The 15,908-nt window shown below is 67.1% G+C and carries 16 protein-coding genes and 1 pseudogene; 2 read left to right on the plus strand and 15 right to left on the minus strand.

Annotation, left to right across the window (positions count from 1 at the left end; genetic code table 11):
* Positions 1–6: 6 nt before the first annotated feature.
* From B5Y19_RS09865 to B5Y19_RS09910, 11 genes and pseudogenes are all read right to left on the minus strand, one after another.
* Entirely contained in the window at positions 7–1,032 is a 1,026-nt protein-coding gene (locus B5Y19_RS09865; protein WP_244555543.1) for a serine hydrolase domain-containing protein, read from the minus strand.
* 28 nt (positions 1,033–1,060) lie between these two features.
* Complete coding sequence (locus tag B5Y19_RS09870) at positions 1,061–1,855, minus strand: ABC transporter ATP-binding protein (protein ID WP_055726573.1); 795 nt, start codon at positions 1,853–1,855, stop codon at positions 1,061–1,063.
* Positions 1,852–2,037, minus strand: a complete 186-nt coding sequence (locus B5Y19_RS26720) for an ABC transporter ATP-binding protein (protein WP_411914150.1) — start codon at positions 2,035–2,037, stop codon at positions 1,852–1,854. The genes B5Y19_RS09870 and B5Y19_RS26720 overlap by 4 nt, the downstream gene beginning before the upstream one ends.
* Before the next feature lie 144 nt (positions 2,038–2,181).
* Positions 2,182–2,640 (minus strand): annotated as a pseudogene (locus B5Y19_RS26725) (ATP-binding cassette domain-containing protein); the annotation flags it as partial.
* A gap of 70 nt (positions 2,641–2,710) precedes the next feature.
* Complete coding sequence (locus tag B5Y19_RS09880) at positions 2,711–3,643, minus strand: ABC transporter permease (protein ID WP_055726571.1); 933 nt, start codon at positions 3,641–3,643, stop codon at positions 2,711–2,713.
* A 3-nt stretch (positions 3,644–3,646) separates the two neighbouring features.
* Complete coding sequence (locus B5Y19_RS09885; RefSeq protein WP_055726592.1) at positions 3,647–4,663, minus strand: ABC transporter permease; 1,017 nt, start codon at positions 4,661–4,663, stop codon at positions 3,647–3,649.
* Positions 4,664–4,727: 64 nt separating this feature from the next.
* Positions 4,728–6,365 (minus strand): ABC transporter substrate-binding protein, encoded by a 1,638-nt coding sequence (locus B5Y19_RS09890; protein WP_079591400.1) that lies wholly within the window; start codon positions 6,363–6,365, stop codon positions 4,728–4,730.
* 88 nt (positions 6,366–6,453) lie between these two features.
* Entirely contained in the window at positions 6,454–7,881 is a 1,428-nt protein-coding gene (locus B5Y19_RS09895; RefSeq protein ID WP_055726570.1) for a M20 family metallopeptidase, read from the minus strand.
* Between the two features lie 14 nt (positions 7,882–7,895).
* Positions 7,896–9,710, minus strand: coding sequence for a S9 family peptidase (locus B5Y19_RS09900; protein ID WP_055726569.1), 1,815 nt, complete (start codon positions 9,708–9,710; stop codon positions 7,896–7,898).
* A 10-nt stretch (positions 9,711–9,720) separates the two neighbouring features.
* Entirely contained in the window at positions 9,721–10,698 is a 978-nt protein-coding gene (gene pip, locus B5Y19_RS09905; RefSeq protein WP_055726568.1) for a prolyl aminopeptidase, read from the minus strand.
* Between the two features lie 186 nt (positions 10,699–10,884).
* Entirely contained in the window at positions 10,885–11,421 is a 537-nt protein-coding gene (locus tag B5Y19_RS09910; RefSeq protein WP_079591401.1) for a tetratricopeptide repeat protein, read from the minus strand.
* Positions 11,422–11,490: 69 nt separating this feature from the next.
* Between B5Y19_RS09910 and B5Y19_RS09915 the strand changes: the two genes are divergently transcribed.
* Positions 11,491–12,522, plus strand: coding sequence for a DUF2793 domain-containing protein (locus B5Y19_RS09915; protein ID WP_055726566.1), 1,032 nt, complete (start codon positions 11,491–11,493; stop codon positions 12,520–12,522).
* A gap of 35 nt (positions 12,523–12,557) precedes the next feature.
* Here the strand turns inward: B5Y19_RS09915 and B5Y19_RS09920 are convergent, their stop codons facing one another.
* Positions 12,558–12,809, minus strand: coding sequence for a hypothetical protein (locus B5Y19_RS09920; RefSeq protein WP_055726565.1), 252 nt, complete (start codon positions 12,807–12,809; stop codon positions 12,558–12,560).
* A gap of 239 nt (positions 12,810–13,048) precedes the next feature.
* On the opposite strand from B5Y19_RS09920, the gene B5Y19_RS09925 reads away from it, so the two are divergent.
* Positions 13,049–13,438 (plus strand): RidA family protein, encoded by a 390-nt coding sequence (locus tag B5Y19_RS09925; RefSeq protein WP_079591402.1) that lies wholly within the window; start codon positions 13,049–13,051, stop codon positions 13,436–13,438.
* A 217-nt stretch (positions 13,439–13,655) separates the two neighbouring features.
* Here B5Y19_RS09925 and B5Y19_RS09930 read toward each other — a convergent pair whose 3' ends face one another.
* From B5Y19_RS09930 to B5Y19_RS09940, 3 genes are all read right to left on the minus strand, one after another.
* Positions 13,656–14,126, minus strand: coding sequence for a nucleoside deaminase (locus B5Y19_RS09930; protein WP_055726563.1), 471 nt, complete (start codon positions 14,124–14,126; stop codon positions 13,656–13,658).
* Between the two features lie 11 nt (positions 14,127–14,137).
* Positions 14,138–14,731, minus strand: coding sequence for an ankyrin repeat domain-containing protein (locus B5Y19_RS09935; RefSeq protein ID WP_079591441.1), 594 nt, complete (start codon positions 14,729–14,731; stop codon positions 14,138–14,140).
* Positions 14,732–14,974: 243 nt separating this feature from the next.
* On the minus strand, positions 14,975–15,895 hold the full coding sequence (locus tag B5Y19_RS09940) for a DMT family transporter (RefSeq protein ID WP_055726562.1): 921 nt from the start codon (positions 15,893–15,895) through the stop codon (positions 14,975–14,977).
* Positions 15,896–15,908: the final 13 nt, after the last annotated feature.

The raw sequence follows: 15,908 nt of genomic DNA on the forward strand, positions 1-15,908 counted from the left end.
ATGGGCTCAACCCTGCCGACGCGCCTCGAGGATCAGGCGCAGCAGGCGTCCGAAGGCGAAGCGGTTCACCTCCGTGCCCTTGATGTCGGTGTTGACACGATGCACGATCACCAGGTCGTGCGACGGGATGACGAGGCAGTTCTGCCCGCCGACGCCCTGGGCGCTGTAGCTGCCGGCCGGCAGCACCACGCCCGGGAAGCCCGCGCCGGAACGCTCGGTCCACCACATATAGCCATAGCCCCCGCGCGGGCCGGCATCGGAGAGTGGAAGCACGCTGGTCGCCACCCAATTGGCCGGCACGACCTGCTCGCCCTGCCAGCGCCCCTGCCGCAGGAACATCAGGCCAAAACGGGCGAGATCGCGCGTCGACATCCGGAACGGATAGGCGGGGTGAACGGAGCAATCATCCGGCTCCAGCCAGCCGTCGCGCCGCTCGCCGTCGAGGCGGAAATCCTCCATGCCGAGCGGCCGGGCGATCCGTGCCAGGAAATCGTCATGGATGCCGGTGCCGGTCAGCGCCGTGAAGATCGTGCCGAGCGCATTGAAATCCCAGTTGTTGTACAGCCAGAAGGTACCCGGCGGATGCGCATGGCGCTGCGGCTTGATCGACTTCATCCAGGGCGATTCATAGCCGGCCGGATGGAAGATGCCCGAGCGCGCCGTCAGCAGATCGTAGATCGTCGCCGCCTTCTCCAGGTCGCTGAGGCCTTGCTTGTCGTCGATTCCGAGATCGGCGAGCGTGCGCGACAGGTCGATCCGGCCTTCCTCCTCATGGATGCCGATCAGGGCGCTGAGGAAGCTCTTGCGGACGGAATGGCACTGGTAGCGATGGGCGAGATCGCCGCGGCTCGCCACCACGCGCCCGCCCTGCACGATCATCAGGGTCGCCGTCGAGATGGTGTCGGCGAAGCGCCAGGCCCGGTCCAGCCCGTCGCGGGACCAGCCTGCGGCCTCCGGCGCGACCGTCTCCCAGCCGCTCGCCGGCCAATGCCCCTCGGTCCGGTTTTCGCCCATCATGCCCGCGTCATCCATTTTCTGGTTCTCCGAAACCCGATTGCGCTCATGCGATCGGGCGATAGCCAACGCTCGCCTCGAGGAATTCGCGCGTATAGGGCTCATTCGCCCTGCCTGCCCGAACATCCTCGGCACTCATTTCCTCGATGATGCGGCCCTCGCTCATCATCGCGACGCGTCCGCACAGATGCGTCACCACTGCGAGATCATGGCTGACCATCAGATAGGTCAGGTCCCGGTCGCGGCGCAGCTGCTTCAGCAGGTTGAGGATCTCCGCCTGCACCGAGACGTCCAGCGCCGAGGTCGGCTCGTCCAGCAGCAGCAGCTCCGGCTCGATGATGAGCGCACGCGCAATCGCAACGCGCTGGCGCTGGCCGCCCGAGAGCTCGTGCGGGAAGCGATAGCGGAAGGAGGGCCCGAGGCCGACCGCGGTCAGGATCTCGTCGATCCGCTCCTGCGCCCTGTCGAAGCCGTGGATCTTCAGCGGCTCGGCCAGCACGTTCTGCACCATCTTGCGCGGATGCAGCGAGGCATAGGGGTCCTGGAACACCATCTGCACGCGGCGGAAGAAAGCCTTGTCGCGCTTGTGCGGCACCTCGCGGTCATGGAAGCTGATCGTGCCGCCATATTCGCTGTTGAGGCCTGCAAGCGCGCGCAGCACCGTCGACTTACCGCAGCCGGACTCGCCGATCAGGCCGAAGGCCTCGCCATGGCGAAGCGTGAAGGAGACGTCGTCCACGGCCTTCAACGCCGCGCCGCCGCGCCCGAAGACGACGGTCAGCTTGTCGACCGCAAGAGCCGCCTTGCGGTTCGCCGCCAGGGTCGGATCCGCCACGTTCATGACCGCGCTCCGCTCTGCAGCGTCGGCCCGTCGAGCCAGGCGGGATCGCGGCTCGGCACCTGCAGCACATCGGCCGGCCGGTCGAGCCGCGGCAGGCTGTCGAGCAAGGCGCGCGTATAGGGGTGCCGCGCATTGCGCAGCTCGCGCGCCGGGATGTCCTCCATGATCCGGCCGGCATACATAACCAACACGCGGTCACAGAAATCGGCCACGAGATTGAGATCATGGCTGATGAAGATCAGCCCGGCGCCGCGCCGCGTCACCAGCTCGTCGAGGATGCTCAGCACCTGCCGCCGGATGGTGACGTCGAGCGCCGAGGTCGGCTCGTCGGCGATGATCAGATCCGGCTCCGGGATCAGCATCATCGCGATCATGATGCGCTGTCCCATCCCGCCCGAAACCTCGTGCGGGAGGAGCTTGAAGACGCGCGCGGGGTCGCGGATCTTCACGGCCTCCAGCATGGCGAGCGCCCGAGCTTCCGCCTCCTTGCCGCCGACCTTGTGGTGCAGCCGGTAGGCCTCGGTGATCTGCTCGCCCACCCGCATCAGCGGGTTGAGCGAGAATTTCGGGTCCTGCAGGATCATCGAGATGCGGTTGCCGCGGATCGTCCGCATCTGGCGTTCGCCGGCGGCGAGCAGGTCGATCCCGTCGAAGGACAACCGCTTGGCGGAGATGCTCGCCGCCTTCGGCGTCAGCTTCAGGATGGTGCGCCCGGTCAGCGACTTGCCGGAGCCGGACTCGCCGACGATGCCGACCTTCTCGCGGCCGACGCTGAAGGAGATGCCGCGCACCGCCTGCACGGTGCGATGCGCGCCCTTGAAGGTGACGGAGAGGTCTTCGACCTCGAGCAGCGGCTTAACCATGGCGCGGATCCAGGATGTCGCGCAGGCCGTCGCCGAACAGGTTGAAGGCCAGGCTGGTGACGAGGATGGCGAGGCCGGGGATCGCGGCGATCCAGCCATTGGTCAGGATGAACTCGCGGCCCGAAGCCAGCATCGCCCCCCATTCCGGGCTCGGCGGCTGCGCGCCCAGCCCGAGGAAGCCGAGGCCGGCCGCGGTCAGGATGATCGACGCCATGTTGAGCGTGATGCGCACCACGACGGAGGGAATGCACATCGGCACGACATGGCCGAGGATGATCCTGAGCGGCGACGCCCCCTGCAGCCGGACGGCGGCGATGTAGTCGGACTTGCGGATCGACAGCGTCTCGGCGCGGGCGAGGCGCGCGATCGGCGGCCAGGCAGCGAGCGCGATCGCGATGATAGCGTGATCGATGCTCGGCCCGAGGGCCGCGACGAAGGCCAGCGCCAGCACCAGGCTCGGGAACGCCAGGAAGATGTCGACGATGCGCATCAGCACGGTGTCGACCCAGCCCCCGAGATAGCCGGAAGTGGTGCCGATGATCAGCCCGAGCGGCGCCGCGATCACCGCCGTCAGCAGGGCGATGTAGAGCGTGATGCGCGAGCCGAACACCAGTCGGCTGAAGATGTCGCGACCGAGCTCGTCCGTGCCGAACCAGTGCGCGGCGGAGGGCCGTTGCAAGCGCTGCGTCAGGTCCTGCGCGTAGATGTCATGCGTCGCGATCAGCGGCGCGAACAGTGCCACCAGCATGATCAGCACGATGATGGCGAGGCCGAACAGCGCGGCGGGGTTGGCCCTGAGCCGCCACCATTTCAGCGACAATTGCTGCATCCGCGCCTGGAAAGGCGAGGACGGGACGGGCGCCGCGAGCCAGGCCCGGAGGCCTCGCCCGTTGGCCTGGTCGATGGAGTTTGGTGCCATGGCCATGCCTCAGCGGGTCCGCGGGTCGAAGACCCGGTAAAGCAGGTCGCACAACAGGTTGAGCGTGACGAAGATGACGCCGACGAGCAGCGTGCAGCCGACGACGGCGTTCATGTCGCCGGCGAGGAGCGCATTTGTCAGGTAGCGGCCGAAGCCCGGCCAGGCGAATACCGTCTCGGTCAGCACCGCGCCTTCGAGCAGGAAGGCGTAGGAGAGCGCGACCACCGTCACCACCTGCACGGCGATGTTGCGGAAGGCGTGGCCCCAGACCGTACGCGCCCAGGACAGGCCCTTGACCCGCGCCGTCACCACATATTCCTGCCCGAGCTGCTCCATCATGAAGCTGCGGGTCATGCGGCTGATATAGGCGAGCGAGCTGAAGGCCAGGATCGAGGCCGGCAGGATGATGTGGGACACGGCATTGCCGAACATCTCCCAGTTGCCGGCGAGCGCGCTGTCGATCAGCAGGAAGCCGGTCACGGGTTCGAGATCGAACTCATAGGTGAAGTCGATGCGCCCCGGCCCGCCGACCCAGCCCAGCGTCGCGTAGAACAGCACGAGCCCCATCAGGCCGAGCCAGAAATTCGGCGCGGAATAGCCGATCAACCCGACGATCCGGACGATCTGGTCGAGCCAGGAGCCGCGATACATCGCCGAGAGCACGCCGAGCGGAATGCCGAGGCTCGTCCCGATCACGATCGCCACGCTGGCGAGCTCGATCGTGGCCGGGAAGACGCGGGCGATATCCGCCATCACGGGCTTGCCGGTGGTCAGCGCCATGCCGAAATCGAGATGCAGCACGCCCCAGAGATAGCGGCCGAACTGGACATAGAGCGGCTGGTCGAGACCGAGCTGCTTGTACATCGCCTGATAGGCTTCCTGGGTCACGTTGTCGCCGAGCACGGCGACAACGGGATCGAGCGGCAGCAGGCGGCCGATGAAGAAGGTCAACGCGGCGAGCCCGAGCAGGGTCACGGCGAAGGAGACGACGATTCGGCCGGATGCCTTGAGCCAGGACGGAAGCATGGTCCGTTCCGGCTCGGAGCTCAGGCCGGGCGCCGCAGCGGCGGTCCGGGACATCGCGGCGGCCTTACTTGGTCGCCCGCTCGTAGTAGGTACGGAAGCCGTTCCAGGTCCAAGACTTCAGGTCCTTGCGCACGCCAGCGACGCTGTTCATCTGGAACATGAAGGCCATCGGCCCCTTGGCCATCACTTCCTTCTGGATCGTGGCGTAAAGGGCGTCGCGCTTGGCCGGATCGGGCTCGAGCAGGGCCTCGTCAACCTTCTTGTTGAGGTCGAGATCCTGGTAGGCGGCGCGCCAGCTCGGATACTGGGTCTGCTTGGCCTCGAGCCGGTTGTCGGGGTTGAAGACGAGGCGCGAGGCGTTGCCATGCGCGTCCGGGACGCCGGTCTGCCAGGCCAGCATCGCCGACTGATACTCGCGCCCGCGCACCTTGCTGAAGAGCTGGGCGTTGGCCATGCGTTCCAGCGAGAGCTTGACGCCGACCTTGGCGGCGTTCTGCTGGACACTCTGGGCGATCGGGTTGGCATGCGGCAGCGTGCCGAAGATCATGGTCGCCTCGAAGCCGTTCGGGTAGCCGGCCTCCGTCAGGAGCTGCTTGGCCTTGTCGAGGTCGAGCTTGAAGGGCTGGCCCTCCTTCTCGTCGAGGGCACCGACGGCGCCGAGCTGGGCGAAGCTGGCGCGGGGAACGCCGAGATAGGTCATGACCGTCTTGGCGAGGCCGTCATAGTCGACCAGGTAGCGCATCGCGAGGCGCACCTTCTCCTTGGAGAAGGGGCCGTCCGCGACGTTGAATCCCCAGTAGAAGAGCTGCGGCCTCAGGACCTTGATGATCGAGATGTCCTTGGAGCCTTCGAGGTCCTTCAGGTCCTCCGGCGTCAGGTCGCGCGCCACGTCGACGTCGCCCTGGCTCAGCAGCAGGCGCTGGGTGCCCGGTTCCGCGACATGGCGGATCAGGATACGCTTCAGGCCGGGCGCCTTGCCCCAATAGCCGTCATTCGCCTCCAGCACGATCGACTCGCCTGCATTCCAGCGCGTCAGCTTGTAGGGGCCGACGCAGGCCGTGCGCGTGGCCAGATACTTGTTGCCGAGATCGCTGCCCTGCTCGTTCGCCATCAGGGTCTTCTTGTCCATCACCATGGAGACCCGGTTGGCGGCGATCGCCTGCAGCATCAGCGTCGTCGGATAGGGCTTGTCGAACTTGAGGACGAGGGTGTCGTTCGGGCCCGCGACGATGGTCTGCTCGACATTGTCCTTGGTGAAGCCGTACTCGGTCAGAGTCGCCGCATTGCCGAAGTTCAGCTTGACGACGCGCTGCAGCGACCAGGCGACATCCTCCGCCGTGACGACGTTTCCGGACGGGAACTTCGCACCCTTGTGCAGGTGGAAGGTGATCTCCTTGCGGTCCGGCGAGACGTCCCAACGCTCGGCGAGGCTCGGCACGACCTTGCGCTCGTCGGCCGGGTCGAAATCGACCAGCGTGTCGCAGGTATTCTGCAGGATCTCGTTGGTGACGACCTCGCCGACCTGGGCCGGGTCGAAGGTGCTGATGGCGTCGATGTTCCAGGCCATCACCAGCGCGTTCTTGGGCGTGGCGGCGATGGCCGCTCCCGCGCCGGCGCAGAGGGCGGCGGCAGCCGCGGCCGAGAGCAGCCTGCGCCCGGCGGCGCTGCGCTTGGTTCCGGTCTCGTCGTTTCGCTTGGCCATGATCGAATCCCGCTCTTTGGTTGTTGTTTGATTGGAAGACGCGTCGGTCGTCCGGGAGCCGCCCTTGCGACCGCTCCCGGCAGTCGGCTCAGGCGGCTTCGGGCCGCGGCTTGATCGGCGGCTTCACCTCGGCCGGAATCGGGCAGACATAGGGTGTCTGCGTCGTCCGCTCCTGATGGTCCTTCTTGGCCCGCGCCAGCAGCGTCTCGTCGCTGATGACGTCGACCGCCGTCGCGGCCATGATCTTGGCTGCATGGACCATGCCCTTATGCGCAGCCGGCGCCTTGCCCTGTGCCGTGATCTGCCAGGAATGCCCGGGCGTGCCGATGGCATGGGTCGCGACCCGCGCCTGGATGGTCGGCACCTTCCAGCTGACATCGGCGACATCGGTCGAGCCGATCATCGGCACGCCGCGCGTGCCCTGCGGCACGACGAAATCGCAAAGCGGCGTGTTCTCGCGCGGCGCGATGCCGGTCTTGCGATAGTCGTTGAGGATGTCGGCCGGGCCGAGCGTCGCCTGGATCTTCGCCGCATAGGCCCTGTCGGCCGCATCGAAGGGCACGGGGCCGAGACGGTCGATGTTCTTGAACATCGCGTCTTCCAGCGGCGTGTTGCCGAGCATGTTGGAGACCGCGCTCATGATCGAGATCGAGACGGTGGTCTCGGTCATCAGCGCCGCGCCCTCGGCGATCTTCTTCACGCGCTCGTTGAGCTCCAGCATGCCGGCGAGGTCGCGCGCCCGGATGGCGTAGCGCACCTTGGCCGAAGCCTGCACGACATTCGGCGCGATGCCGCCGGCATCGAGATAGGCATAGTGGATGCGCGCGTCGGACGGCGCATGCTCGCGCATGTAGTTGACGCCGACATTCATCAGTTCGACCGCATCGAGGGCCGAGCGGCCGAGATGAGGCGCCGCCGCCGCATGCGAAGCGCGGCCAGTGAACTGGAAATCCATCCGGGTATTGGCGAGCGACAAGGCATCGTCGACCTTGGTCATCGTCGCCGGGTGCCACGAGATGGCGACATCGACATCGTCGAAGGCGCCAGCCCGCACCATGAAGGCCTTGGCCGCGCCGCCCTCTTCCGCGGGACAGCCGAAATAGCGCACGCGCCCCGGGCGTCCGGTCTTCGCAAGCCAGTCCTTCACCGCGGTCGCCGCCAGCAGCGCGGCCGAGCCCAGCATGTTGTGGCCGCAGCCATGGCCGTGGCCGCCGGCCTCGACCGGCTTCGGCTCGGCGATGTTGGCCTCCTGGCTGAGGCCCGGCAGCGCGTCATATTCGCCGAGGATGGCGATGACCGGGCCGCCTTCGCCCGCCTCGCCCATCACGGCGGTCGGGATGCCCGCGACGTTCTCGGTGATGCGGAAGCCCTGCTCCTTGAGCATCGCGATATGCTCGCCGACCGAGCGGTACTCGGTATAGGCGATCTCGGGCATGCCCCAGACGCGGTCGCTCAGCGCCTCGAAGGGCTGCCGCTTCGTATCGACCAGCTCCCAGATGATCTCGGAATTCTGCATGGCGTGGTCCTCTCTCAGAGATGCTCTCGCAGGAAACGGGCCACGCCGCCGAAAACGGTGCGCCGGTTCTCGATCCGGGCGAAGCCATGGCCCTCATGCGGGATGCGCACATACTCGACCGGGCGGCCAAGCCCACGCAGCACCGAATAGATCATCTCGCTCTCGCCGGGCGGCACGCGCGGGTCGTCGAAACCCTGCGCGATGAAGAGCGGCACGCGGATCTGGTCGAGCTTGTGGATCGGCGAGAAGCGGATCAGGTTCTCGCGGTCCGCGACCGGATCGCCATATTCGACCGCGCGCAGATAGCGGCGCCACGGCCCGGTCGTCTCCAGCAGCGTCAGGAAATTGGCGATGCCGTAGAATTCGATGCCGACCTTCCAGAGCTCGGGCTGTTCGGTCAGCGCCGCCAGCACCATGAAGCCGCCATAGGAGCGGCCATAGACCGCGACGCGGTCATCGTTCACGTCGGATTGCTCGCGCAGCCAGAGCCTGACCGCCTTCAGATCGGCGACGCTGTCCATGCGCAGATGCTTGTCGTCGAGATGGTGGTAGCTGCGGCCATAGCCGGTCGAGCCGCGCACATTCGGCGCGATCACCATGATGCCCTGGCTCAGGAAGAACTGCAGGTCGGCCCGGAAGATCGGCGTCCACTGCGCCTCCGGGCCACCATGGACCACGACGACGGCAGGATAGCCGCCTTCCGGCGCCTTGCAGCGCGGCCGGTAGACGAAGAACGGGACTTCGAGCCCATCGAAGCTCTTGGTGCTCGCGACCATCGGCTCGACGAAACCGGCCGGATCGAGCCCGGCCTTCGAGGCATCGGTCAATCGCTTGACCTGCTTGGTCGCGATGTCGAAGTGCCAGATATCCGGCGACGCGGTCGAGCCGTCGAGCGGGAAGACGAGCCCGGAACCATTCGGCAGCCAGGCGACGGAACCGACCGTTCCCGGCGGCAGGCCTTCAGCCTCGAACTCCGCCCCGCTGGCGATGTCGCGCACGAAGACGCGGTTCCAGCCGCGATCATTGGCGACATAGGCGAGGCGGTTCTGGTCCGGCGCCAGCGCGACCGCCTCGATATCCTGCCCGTCGCGCTCGACGATCCAGCTCAGCGTGCCGTCGGCTGCCGAGCGGAAGGCGACGCTGAGAAACTCCCGGCCCTGATCGGTGATGGTGAAGAAGCCGCTGCCGTCCTTCTTCATCCGGTTGGCGGCGTAGCGGGCCCGGCCCTCATGCGGCAGCAGAGCTTCGCGCGCCCCGCTTTCGAGATCGAGCCGGTAGAGGTCCTGGTCGTTCATCGCATGGGTCGCGTCGGCAACCAGCAGCGAACGTCCGTCCGGGAAGAAGGCCACGGCCTCACGATAGCCGCTGCCCTCGAAGACGCGCCGCGCCGCCCGCGTCGCCATGTCCATCACATAGATGTCCATATGCTCGCGGTCGCGCGCATTCGAGGCGAAGGCGATGCGCTGGCCGTCCGGCGCCCAGCAGCCCCAGACGTGGACGACGGTCGGATCATCCGTCAGCGGCTGCGGCACGCCGGAAGCGCCCGGCACGAGCCAGAGCTGGTGGCGCTCGTCGCCGCCGCAATCCATCGTGAACAGCAGGTCGCGGCTCTTCGGGTTGAAGGCGATCGCGCCGACCGGCTCCGGCATGTCGGTCAGGCGCCAGGGCGCCCCGCCGGCGAGCGGCCGGAGCCAGATCTGATGCGTGCCGCTCTCGTCGCTGAGATAGGCGAGGAGTTCGCCGTCCGGCGCCACGGCCGGGCTCTTGGCGCTGCGGATTTCGAGATAGGGCTCGATGCCCAGGCGGATCTGGCTGGCGGCTTCGTACATGGCTGTTCCTTCAGGCCGCGAGGGCCAGCATCGAATCGCGCAGGCGGTCGGTCGCTTCGCGCAGGGCCAGCGACAGCGCCGGCGCGCTCGGCGTCGCCGCGTGGTTGGCTTCGGTCACGATGGTGAAGCGGGCCTCGGGCCAGGCCGTCTTCAGGCGCCAGGCCGTGCACATCGGCGTCACGATGTCGTAGCGCCCCTGCACGATCTCGGCCGGCAGGTGCCGGATGCGCGAGACGTCGCGCAGCAACTGGCCGGGTTCGAGGAAGGCGCCGTTGACGCAGTAATGCGTGAAGATGCGGGCCAGCGCGAGCGCGGCCTCCGGCTCGGTCAGCGCCGCGACATGCTCGGCATCGGGCAGGAAGGTCTGCGTCTTTCCCGAGAAGGTGCGCAAGGCGACTGCGGCCGCCAGTTGCTGCTCGCGATCGGGCCCGGTCAGGCGGCGATAATAGGCGCCGAGCAGGTCGCCGCGTTCCGCTTCCGGCACGAAATTGGCGAAGACCTCCCAATGGTCCGGGAAGATCGTGCGCGAGCCGTGGAACCACCAGTCGATCTCGGCGCGCTCTGCCATGAAGATGCCGTGCAGGCGGAAGCCGAGGCAGCGCTCGGGATGCGCCTGCCCATAGGCGAGGCCGAGGCAACTGCCCCAGGAACCGCCGGTGACGAGCCAGCGCGCGATGCCGAGATGCTCCCGGATCCGTTCGAGATCGGCGACCAGCGTTTGGGTCGTGTTGCCCGCGAGCTCCGCCAGAGGGCGCGAGCGCCCTGCCCCGCGCTGGTCGAAGGTCACGATCCGGAAGGCGGCGGGATCGAAGGTCCGCCGCTGCGCCGGCTTGCTGCCCGCGCCCGGGCCGCCATGCAGGAAAACGACGGGAATCCCGTCGGGATTGCCGCTCTGCTCGACGATCAGCTCATGGCCGTCCCCGACCGGCAGGCGCTGGGAGTGATAGGGCTCGATCGCTGGATAGAGGGCGCTCTCGTCGTCTGGCACACGGGACTCCGCCGAACCGAGCGCCGCGACGCCCCTGGTCCGGGGCAGGATGGCACGTCGAAAGCGCCGCTGGCTAATGCATTCGGAGCGCGATCTTATGAAATTCCGGAATAGATTAGCCGATCGGGAAGATGACGGAGCCCGGCGCCACTCCGCGGTCGCGGAGGCCGGCACCTCCCCTGCTGGTCACCGGAAGACGAGCCGCAGACCATTCCGCACGGCAGCCAACCGGGCCTCGATATGCAGGCGAACGAGGAGGAGCCAGATCCGGCGTCGGATCTCCGGCGTGCTGTGGCTTGCGGCAGCCCTTTCGGCCGTAGCCCGAGCTCCGGCATAATCGCCGGCAGCGCGCTGCGCCCTAGCATAGGCGATCAGCAGGCCGACCATGTCGGGGGCGAGCCGGGCGGCCTCGCGATGGGCTTCCCGCGCCTCGGCAACCTGCCCTGCATCGTCCAGATGGATGCCGAGGTGATGCCAGGCATGGGCGGCGTGGGGAGCGATCCCGGTCGCGCGCCGGGCGAGCGCGATGGCGGTGCTGCGGCGGCCGGGCCCGACGGCATAGGACATCGCCAGATGATAATGCGCCGAGCGCCGGCGGGCGCGGATCGCCCGCCGGCGCAGCGCGGCAAGGTCGAGCTCACCCCCAGCGACGCCCGAGACGAGTTCCTCCAGAACCCCGCAATCCTGCGTTCCGCAGGCGGCTAAGCTTTTTTGGAACCGCAACAGCGTCGTGGCAGCACAACTTGACATAAGGAATATTATCCTATATCAATAGCTGAATAGGAGGCTGCCATGGCTAGCACTGCACGTCTAGACTTGCCCTACATCGCCGCCGGCCAAGCTCAGAAGCACGTCACCCACAACGACGCACTCACGATCATCGACGCACTCGTTCACCTTGCTGTCGAGAGCCGCGCGCAGCCGACTCCACCACCGAGCCCGATAGTCGGCGTGCGTTATCTCATCCCCTTGGGTGCGACGGGAGACTGGTTAGGCCGAGATGGCGCAATCGCGGCCGAAGACAGCAGCGGCTGGGTCTACCATCGACCGCAGGCTGGCTGGCGCGTGTTTGTTCGCGATGAGGCGCAACTTATTGTGTTCGACGGCACTAGCTGGGCGCCACTGGTACGCCGCGCCGAGAGCTTTGGTGTCAACACCGACGCCGACTCTACCAACCGGCTGGCGGTCTCATCTCCCGCTGCGCTGTTCAACCATGCCGGCAGCGACATGCGGCTTGCCGTCAACAAGGCCGTTGCTGCCGACGTCGGGACTTTGCAGTTTCAAACCGGCTTCGCTGCCCAAGCTGAACTAGGCCTCATCGGCGATAATGACCTCCGCGTGAAAATCAGTGACGGCGCAACGCTGCGGCAGGCCATGGTAGTCAAATCTGGCACCGGTCGCGTAGGTATCGGCGTTGCCGAGCCAGCGGCCGAGCTTGAAGTAGCCGACTCCAGTGGTGACGCCGACTGTCGGATCCAACTGCGTGCGGATGCGAGTCAAATTGCGCAGTTTGGAGTATCGTCGACGCAGGTTTTTATCGACACCTCGAACGAGAAGCCGTTTCTCATCTACGTAAACGGAGCGGCACGCGCCTATTTCGACGCTCAAGGCAACGTTGGAATTGGTATCGCCGCACCCACCACACGGCTCGATGTCGACGGGCCGGTTAAAGTCAAATCATATGCGAAAGCGGCGCTCCCAACCCCTGCTGTAGTTGGCCCTGGCGCCATAGCCTACGTCAGCGATGAGAGCGCCGGCCCCGTGCTAGCTTTCTCTGACGGCACAATCTGGCGACGGGTAACGGACCGAAGCGCCGTTACCTGATCCCAGCCCGTCAGAAAAAACTCTTCGGAATTACGTCAGGGCGCCCGCGTCAGAAGATCGTTGCCGAAGCTGTCGGTCTGGCGCGGACCGTTCGACAGATTGTCGCGGATATAGTTCGGCCCGCCGCGGCCAGGCGCCGGACCCGCGTCCAGATAGCTGCGCTGCGGCGGCACGTTCGACACGCTCGGCATCGCGACCGGCTCGGAGCTCGCGACGGGCTCACGCGGCGTGCAGGCGCCCAGAGCGACGATCAGAAAAGTGGCGGCGCAAAGCCGGTATCCAGACATGACGAACTCCCAAGCGAGAGCGCCAACCTAGAGCACGCGACGAGCGGATGGCAACGCGATCCCGCAGCGCCACGCATTCCCTGCCCGCGGGGGCAGGCGGCTTGCCGCGCAGACCGGTTCGACCGGAGCCGGAACGGCCACCACAGCCGGCCCTGCGCCGCAGCCGCCCGGCATGCGCCGGAAAGGGCTTCTCCACCTTTCCGGGCTAGGAGGCGGCAAGCCAACCAACGGAGCTGCCCATGCCCAAGCGCATCATCTCATCGGACAAGATCCACAAGGGCCGGCTGCCCTTCGCGCAGGCGACCGTGGCCGGCGGCTTCATGTTCGTCTGCTGCGTCGGCACGGACCGGGACGGCAAGCTCGCAATCGGCGACCCGCGGCGCCAGACCCAGCAATGCATCGACAATATCAAGGCGCTGCTGGAGGAAGCCGGCGGCAGCCTCGACGATGTCGTGAAATGCACGGTCTACGTCACCGACCGCGCCTACTGGGAACCGATGAACGAGGTCTATTTCGCCAATTTCGCGCAGGCCTCGCCGCACCGCGTCTCCTGCATCGTCAACGGCCTCGGCTCGCCCGACTGCCTCGTCGAGATCGACGCCACCGCCTATCTCGGCGACAAGGCCTGAGACCAGGGGCGCACGCCATGCGGCGCCACGCCGTCATGGTCGGGCTTGTCCCGACCATCCACGTCTTCCTTAACGCCATCGGCCGTCCAAGACGTGGATGCTCGCCACAAGCGCGAGCATGACGATCTGGAAGCCCGTCATGTGCAGAGGGCCGGCTTGCTCAAGCAGCGGCTCGCCCCGGAATGACGGGGACGGCGCAGCGAGACCTGTCCGCCGCCTAACCTGCCGCCTGGCGCCGCTTCCATTCGGCGTAGAGATCGGCCTCGCCATCCTTGCGCACCGGCACATAGCTGATCTTCATCGACTGCTCGGCGAAAGGCTTCGCCAGATCGGCATAGATGGCCGCCGTCGAGAGCCCATAGGGCGCGCCGTCATCGTTCGAATAGGCGTAGTAGACCTCGCTCACGCCGGAAAGCCGCATCGCCGCCATGCACATCGGGCAGGGATGGCCGCTGGCGTAGACGGCGCAGCCCGCGAGATTCGGCGAGCCGAGCGCACGGCTCGCCGCGCGCAGCGCCACGAGCTCGGCATGGGCGGTGGGATCTTTGGTGGCGATGATCTCGTTGACGCCGGTTGCGACCATCGCCCCGTCCCTGACGACGACGGCGCCGAACGGGCGGCCGCCCTCCTCTATGTTGGCCTGGGCGAGCTCGATCGCCTCGCAGAGAAAGCGCTGTGTCTGGCTCATGACCGATCCCCTCAGCGGGCGCCGGCGGCACGCAGGATCTGCTCGATCCTGGCATAGCCGCGGCTGCGCGCGTGCTGGAGCGGGGTGACGCCGTCGCGATCGGCAAGGTTCACATCGGCGCCGGCGGCGATCAGGTCCTGGACGATCTGCTGATGCGCCTGCCCGCCATCACTGAGGATGATCGCCTCGAGCAGCCCGGTCCAGCCGAGATTGTTGACGTGGTCGACGTCGACGCCGGCGGCGATCAGGGTCCGCACCGTCTCGACATGGCCGCGCTCGCAGGCCGGGATCAGGGCCGTGCCGCCATAGCGGTTCGTGCTCTTGAGGTCGGCGCCATGCGCCAGCGTCAGCTTCAGGATGGCGAGGTGGCCGCGCGCGCCGGCATAGAGATAGGGGCTGTCGTTGATCGCGTCCTTGGCGTTCACATTCGCGCCGGCCTCGATCAGCGCCCTGGCCGCATTGAGGCGATTATCATGGGTCGCGACCAGCAGCGCGGTGCGCCCGCGCGAATCGCGCGCATCAATGGCGGCGCCCCCGGCGAGGAGACGCGCGATGGCGGCCGCATCGTCGCGGGCCGCGGCAGCATGAAGGCTCGTGTCTGTCATGGTCTGTCCGATGGTAATCTGCGGGCAGAGCGCCAGCAGGAAAAGAACGAAGGCGATGATCGGAGACGATCTGGACAATCGCTGTCCTCCAGAATGGTCGGGAGACGTCGCCCCGCTGGGCCATGGCTTCGTCGCCGGTCTCGCGGGCACATGCCGCCGCCCCTAGATAGGAACGGCAATGCCTATCCGAAAATTAAATATCCCGATGCTATTCAGTGCATTTGTGAATAATCGTACGCATGCTCAGCCACGGCGGGCCGGGACCATGATCGCACCCGAGGCCGCGATCACCAGGGCAAGGCCGAGCCAATCGGTCGCCGTCGGCCGCTCGCCGAGCAGCAGCACCGAGCCGAGCACGCCGACCGCGGGCACCATCAGCGTGCCCAGGCTGGCAATGCCCGCCGGCAGGCGCGCCACCACCGTGAACCAGAGGAAATAGGCGAGCGCCTGCGCGCCGATGATGTGGAAACTTAGAGCTGTCAGCACGTGCGGCGACAGCAGCTTCGGCACCGGCAGCCCCTCGAAGACAAGCATGCCGATGCCGGCGGCGAGCCCGCCGATCAGCAATTGCCAGGCGGCGATGGTGAGTGCCGGGGCCGAGACCGGCCAGCGCTTGGTCACGATCGTGCCGACCGCCCAGCTCACCGCCGCGAGCAGCGCCAACATCAGGCCGAAGGAGAGCTGCCCGGCCATGATCAGCGGAAGGCCGAGGCAGAGCAGGCCGGCGATGCCGAGCGCGAGCCCGGCCAGGCGCCGGCCGTCGAAGGCCTCGCCGAGCACGAGGCGAGCGAGCAGCGTCGCCCAGATCGGCATGGTGAAGGTCAGGATGGCGGCGCGCGAGGTCGGCGCCGCGAGCTGCGCGAAGGCCAGCAGCACATTGAAGGCGGCGATCGAGAGGAAGCCGGCCACGACCAGCCGCAACCACTGCCCGCGCGGCACGGTGAGCTGAACGCCGCGCGCCAGCGCGACCGCGACGAGGACGAGCCCGGCAAAGCTCATGCCGGCCGCGCGCAACGTCCAGGGCGCGATCTCGGTCAGCGAAATCCGCACCGCCGGCCAGTTGAAACCCCAGAGCAGCCCGAGCAGGGGGACGAGCAGCAGCGCCCTGTTCGGACGCCCCGCATCCTTCCGGACGCGTGGCGATCCGGTTTCTTGCTTCAGCATCGGATACTCCGAA

The sequence above is a fragment of the Allobosea thiooxidans genome, assembly GCF_900168195.1.
GTDB lineage: Bacteria > Pseudomonadota > Alphaproteobacteria > Rhizobiales > Beijerinckiaceae > Allobosea > Allobosea thiooxidans.

Excerpts from the sequence above, each read along its gene's own strand:
- B5Y19_RS09865 (WP_244555543.1), bottom strand. The coding sequence starts at position 1,032 with ATGGATGACGCGGGCATGATGGGCGAAAACCGGACCGAGGGGCATTGG.
- B5Y19_RS09870 (WP_055726573.1), bottom strand. The coding sequence starts at position 1,855 with ATGAACGTGGCGGATCCGACCCTGGCGGCGAACCGCAAGGCGGCTCTT.
- B5Y19_RS26720 (WP_411914150.1), bottom strand. The coding sequence starts at position 2,037 with ATGTATGCCGGCCGGATCATGGAGGACATCCCGGCGCGCGAGCTGCGC.
- B5Y19_RS09880 (WP_055726571.1), bottom strand. The coding sequence starts at position 3,643 with ATGGCCATGGCACCAAACTCCATCGACCAGGCCAACGGGCGAGGCCTC.
- B5Y19_RS09885 (WP_055726592.1), bottom strand. The coding sequence starts at position 4,663 with ATGCTTCCGTCCTGGCTCAAGGCATCCGGCCGAATCGTCGTCTCCTTC.
- B5Y19_RS09890 (WP_079591400.1), bottom strand. The coding sequence starts at position 6,365 with ATGGCCAAGCGAAACGACGAGACCGGAACCAAGCGCAGCGCCGCCGGG.
- B5Y19_RS09895 (WP_055726570.1), bottom strand. The coding sequence starts at position 7,881 with ATGCAGAATTCCGAGATCATCTGGGAGCTGGTCGATACGAAGCGGCAG.
- B5Y19_RS09900 (WP_055726569.1), bottom strand. The coding sequence starts at position 9,710 with ATGTACGAAGCCGCCAGCCAGATCCGCCTGGGCATCGAGCCCTATCTC.
- B5Y19_RS09915 (WP_055726566.1), top strand. The coding sequence starts at position 11,491 with ATGGCTAGCACTGCACGTCTAGACTTGCCCTACATCGCCGCCGGCCAA.
- B5Y19_RS09920 (WP_055726565.1), bottom strand. The coding sequence starts at position 12,809 with ATGTCTGGATACCGGCTTTGCGCCGCCACTTTTCTGATCGTCGCTCTG.
- B5Y19_RS09925 (WP_079591402.1), top strand. The coding sequence starts at position 13,049 with ATGCCCAAGCGCATCATCTCATCGGACAAGATCCACAAGGGCCGGCTG.
- B5Y19_RS09930 (WP_055726563.1), bottom strand. The coding sequence starts at position 14,126 with ATGAGCCAGACACAGCGCTTTCTCTGCGAGGCGATCGAGCTCGCCCAG.
- B5Y19_RS09935 (WP_079591441.1), bottom strand. The coding sequence starts at position 14,731 with ATGACAGACACGAGCCTTCATGCTGCCGCGGCCCGCGACGATGCGGCC.
- B5Y19_RS09940 (WP_055726562.1), bottom strand. The coding sequence starts at position 15,895 with ATGCTGAAGCAAGAAACCGGATCGCCACGCGTCCGGAAGGATGCGGGG.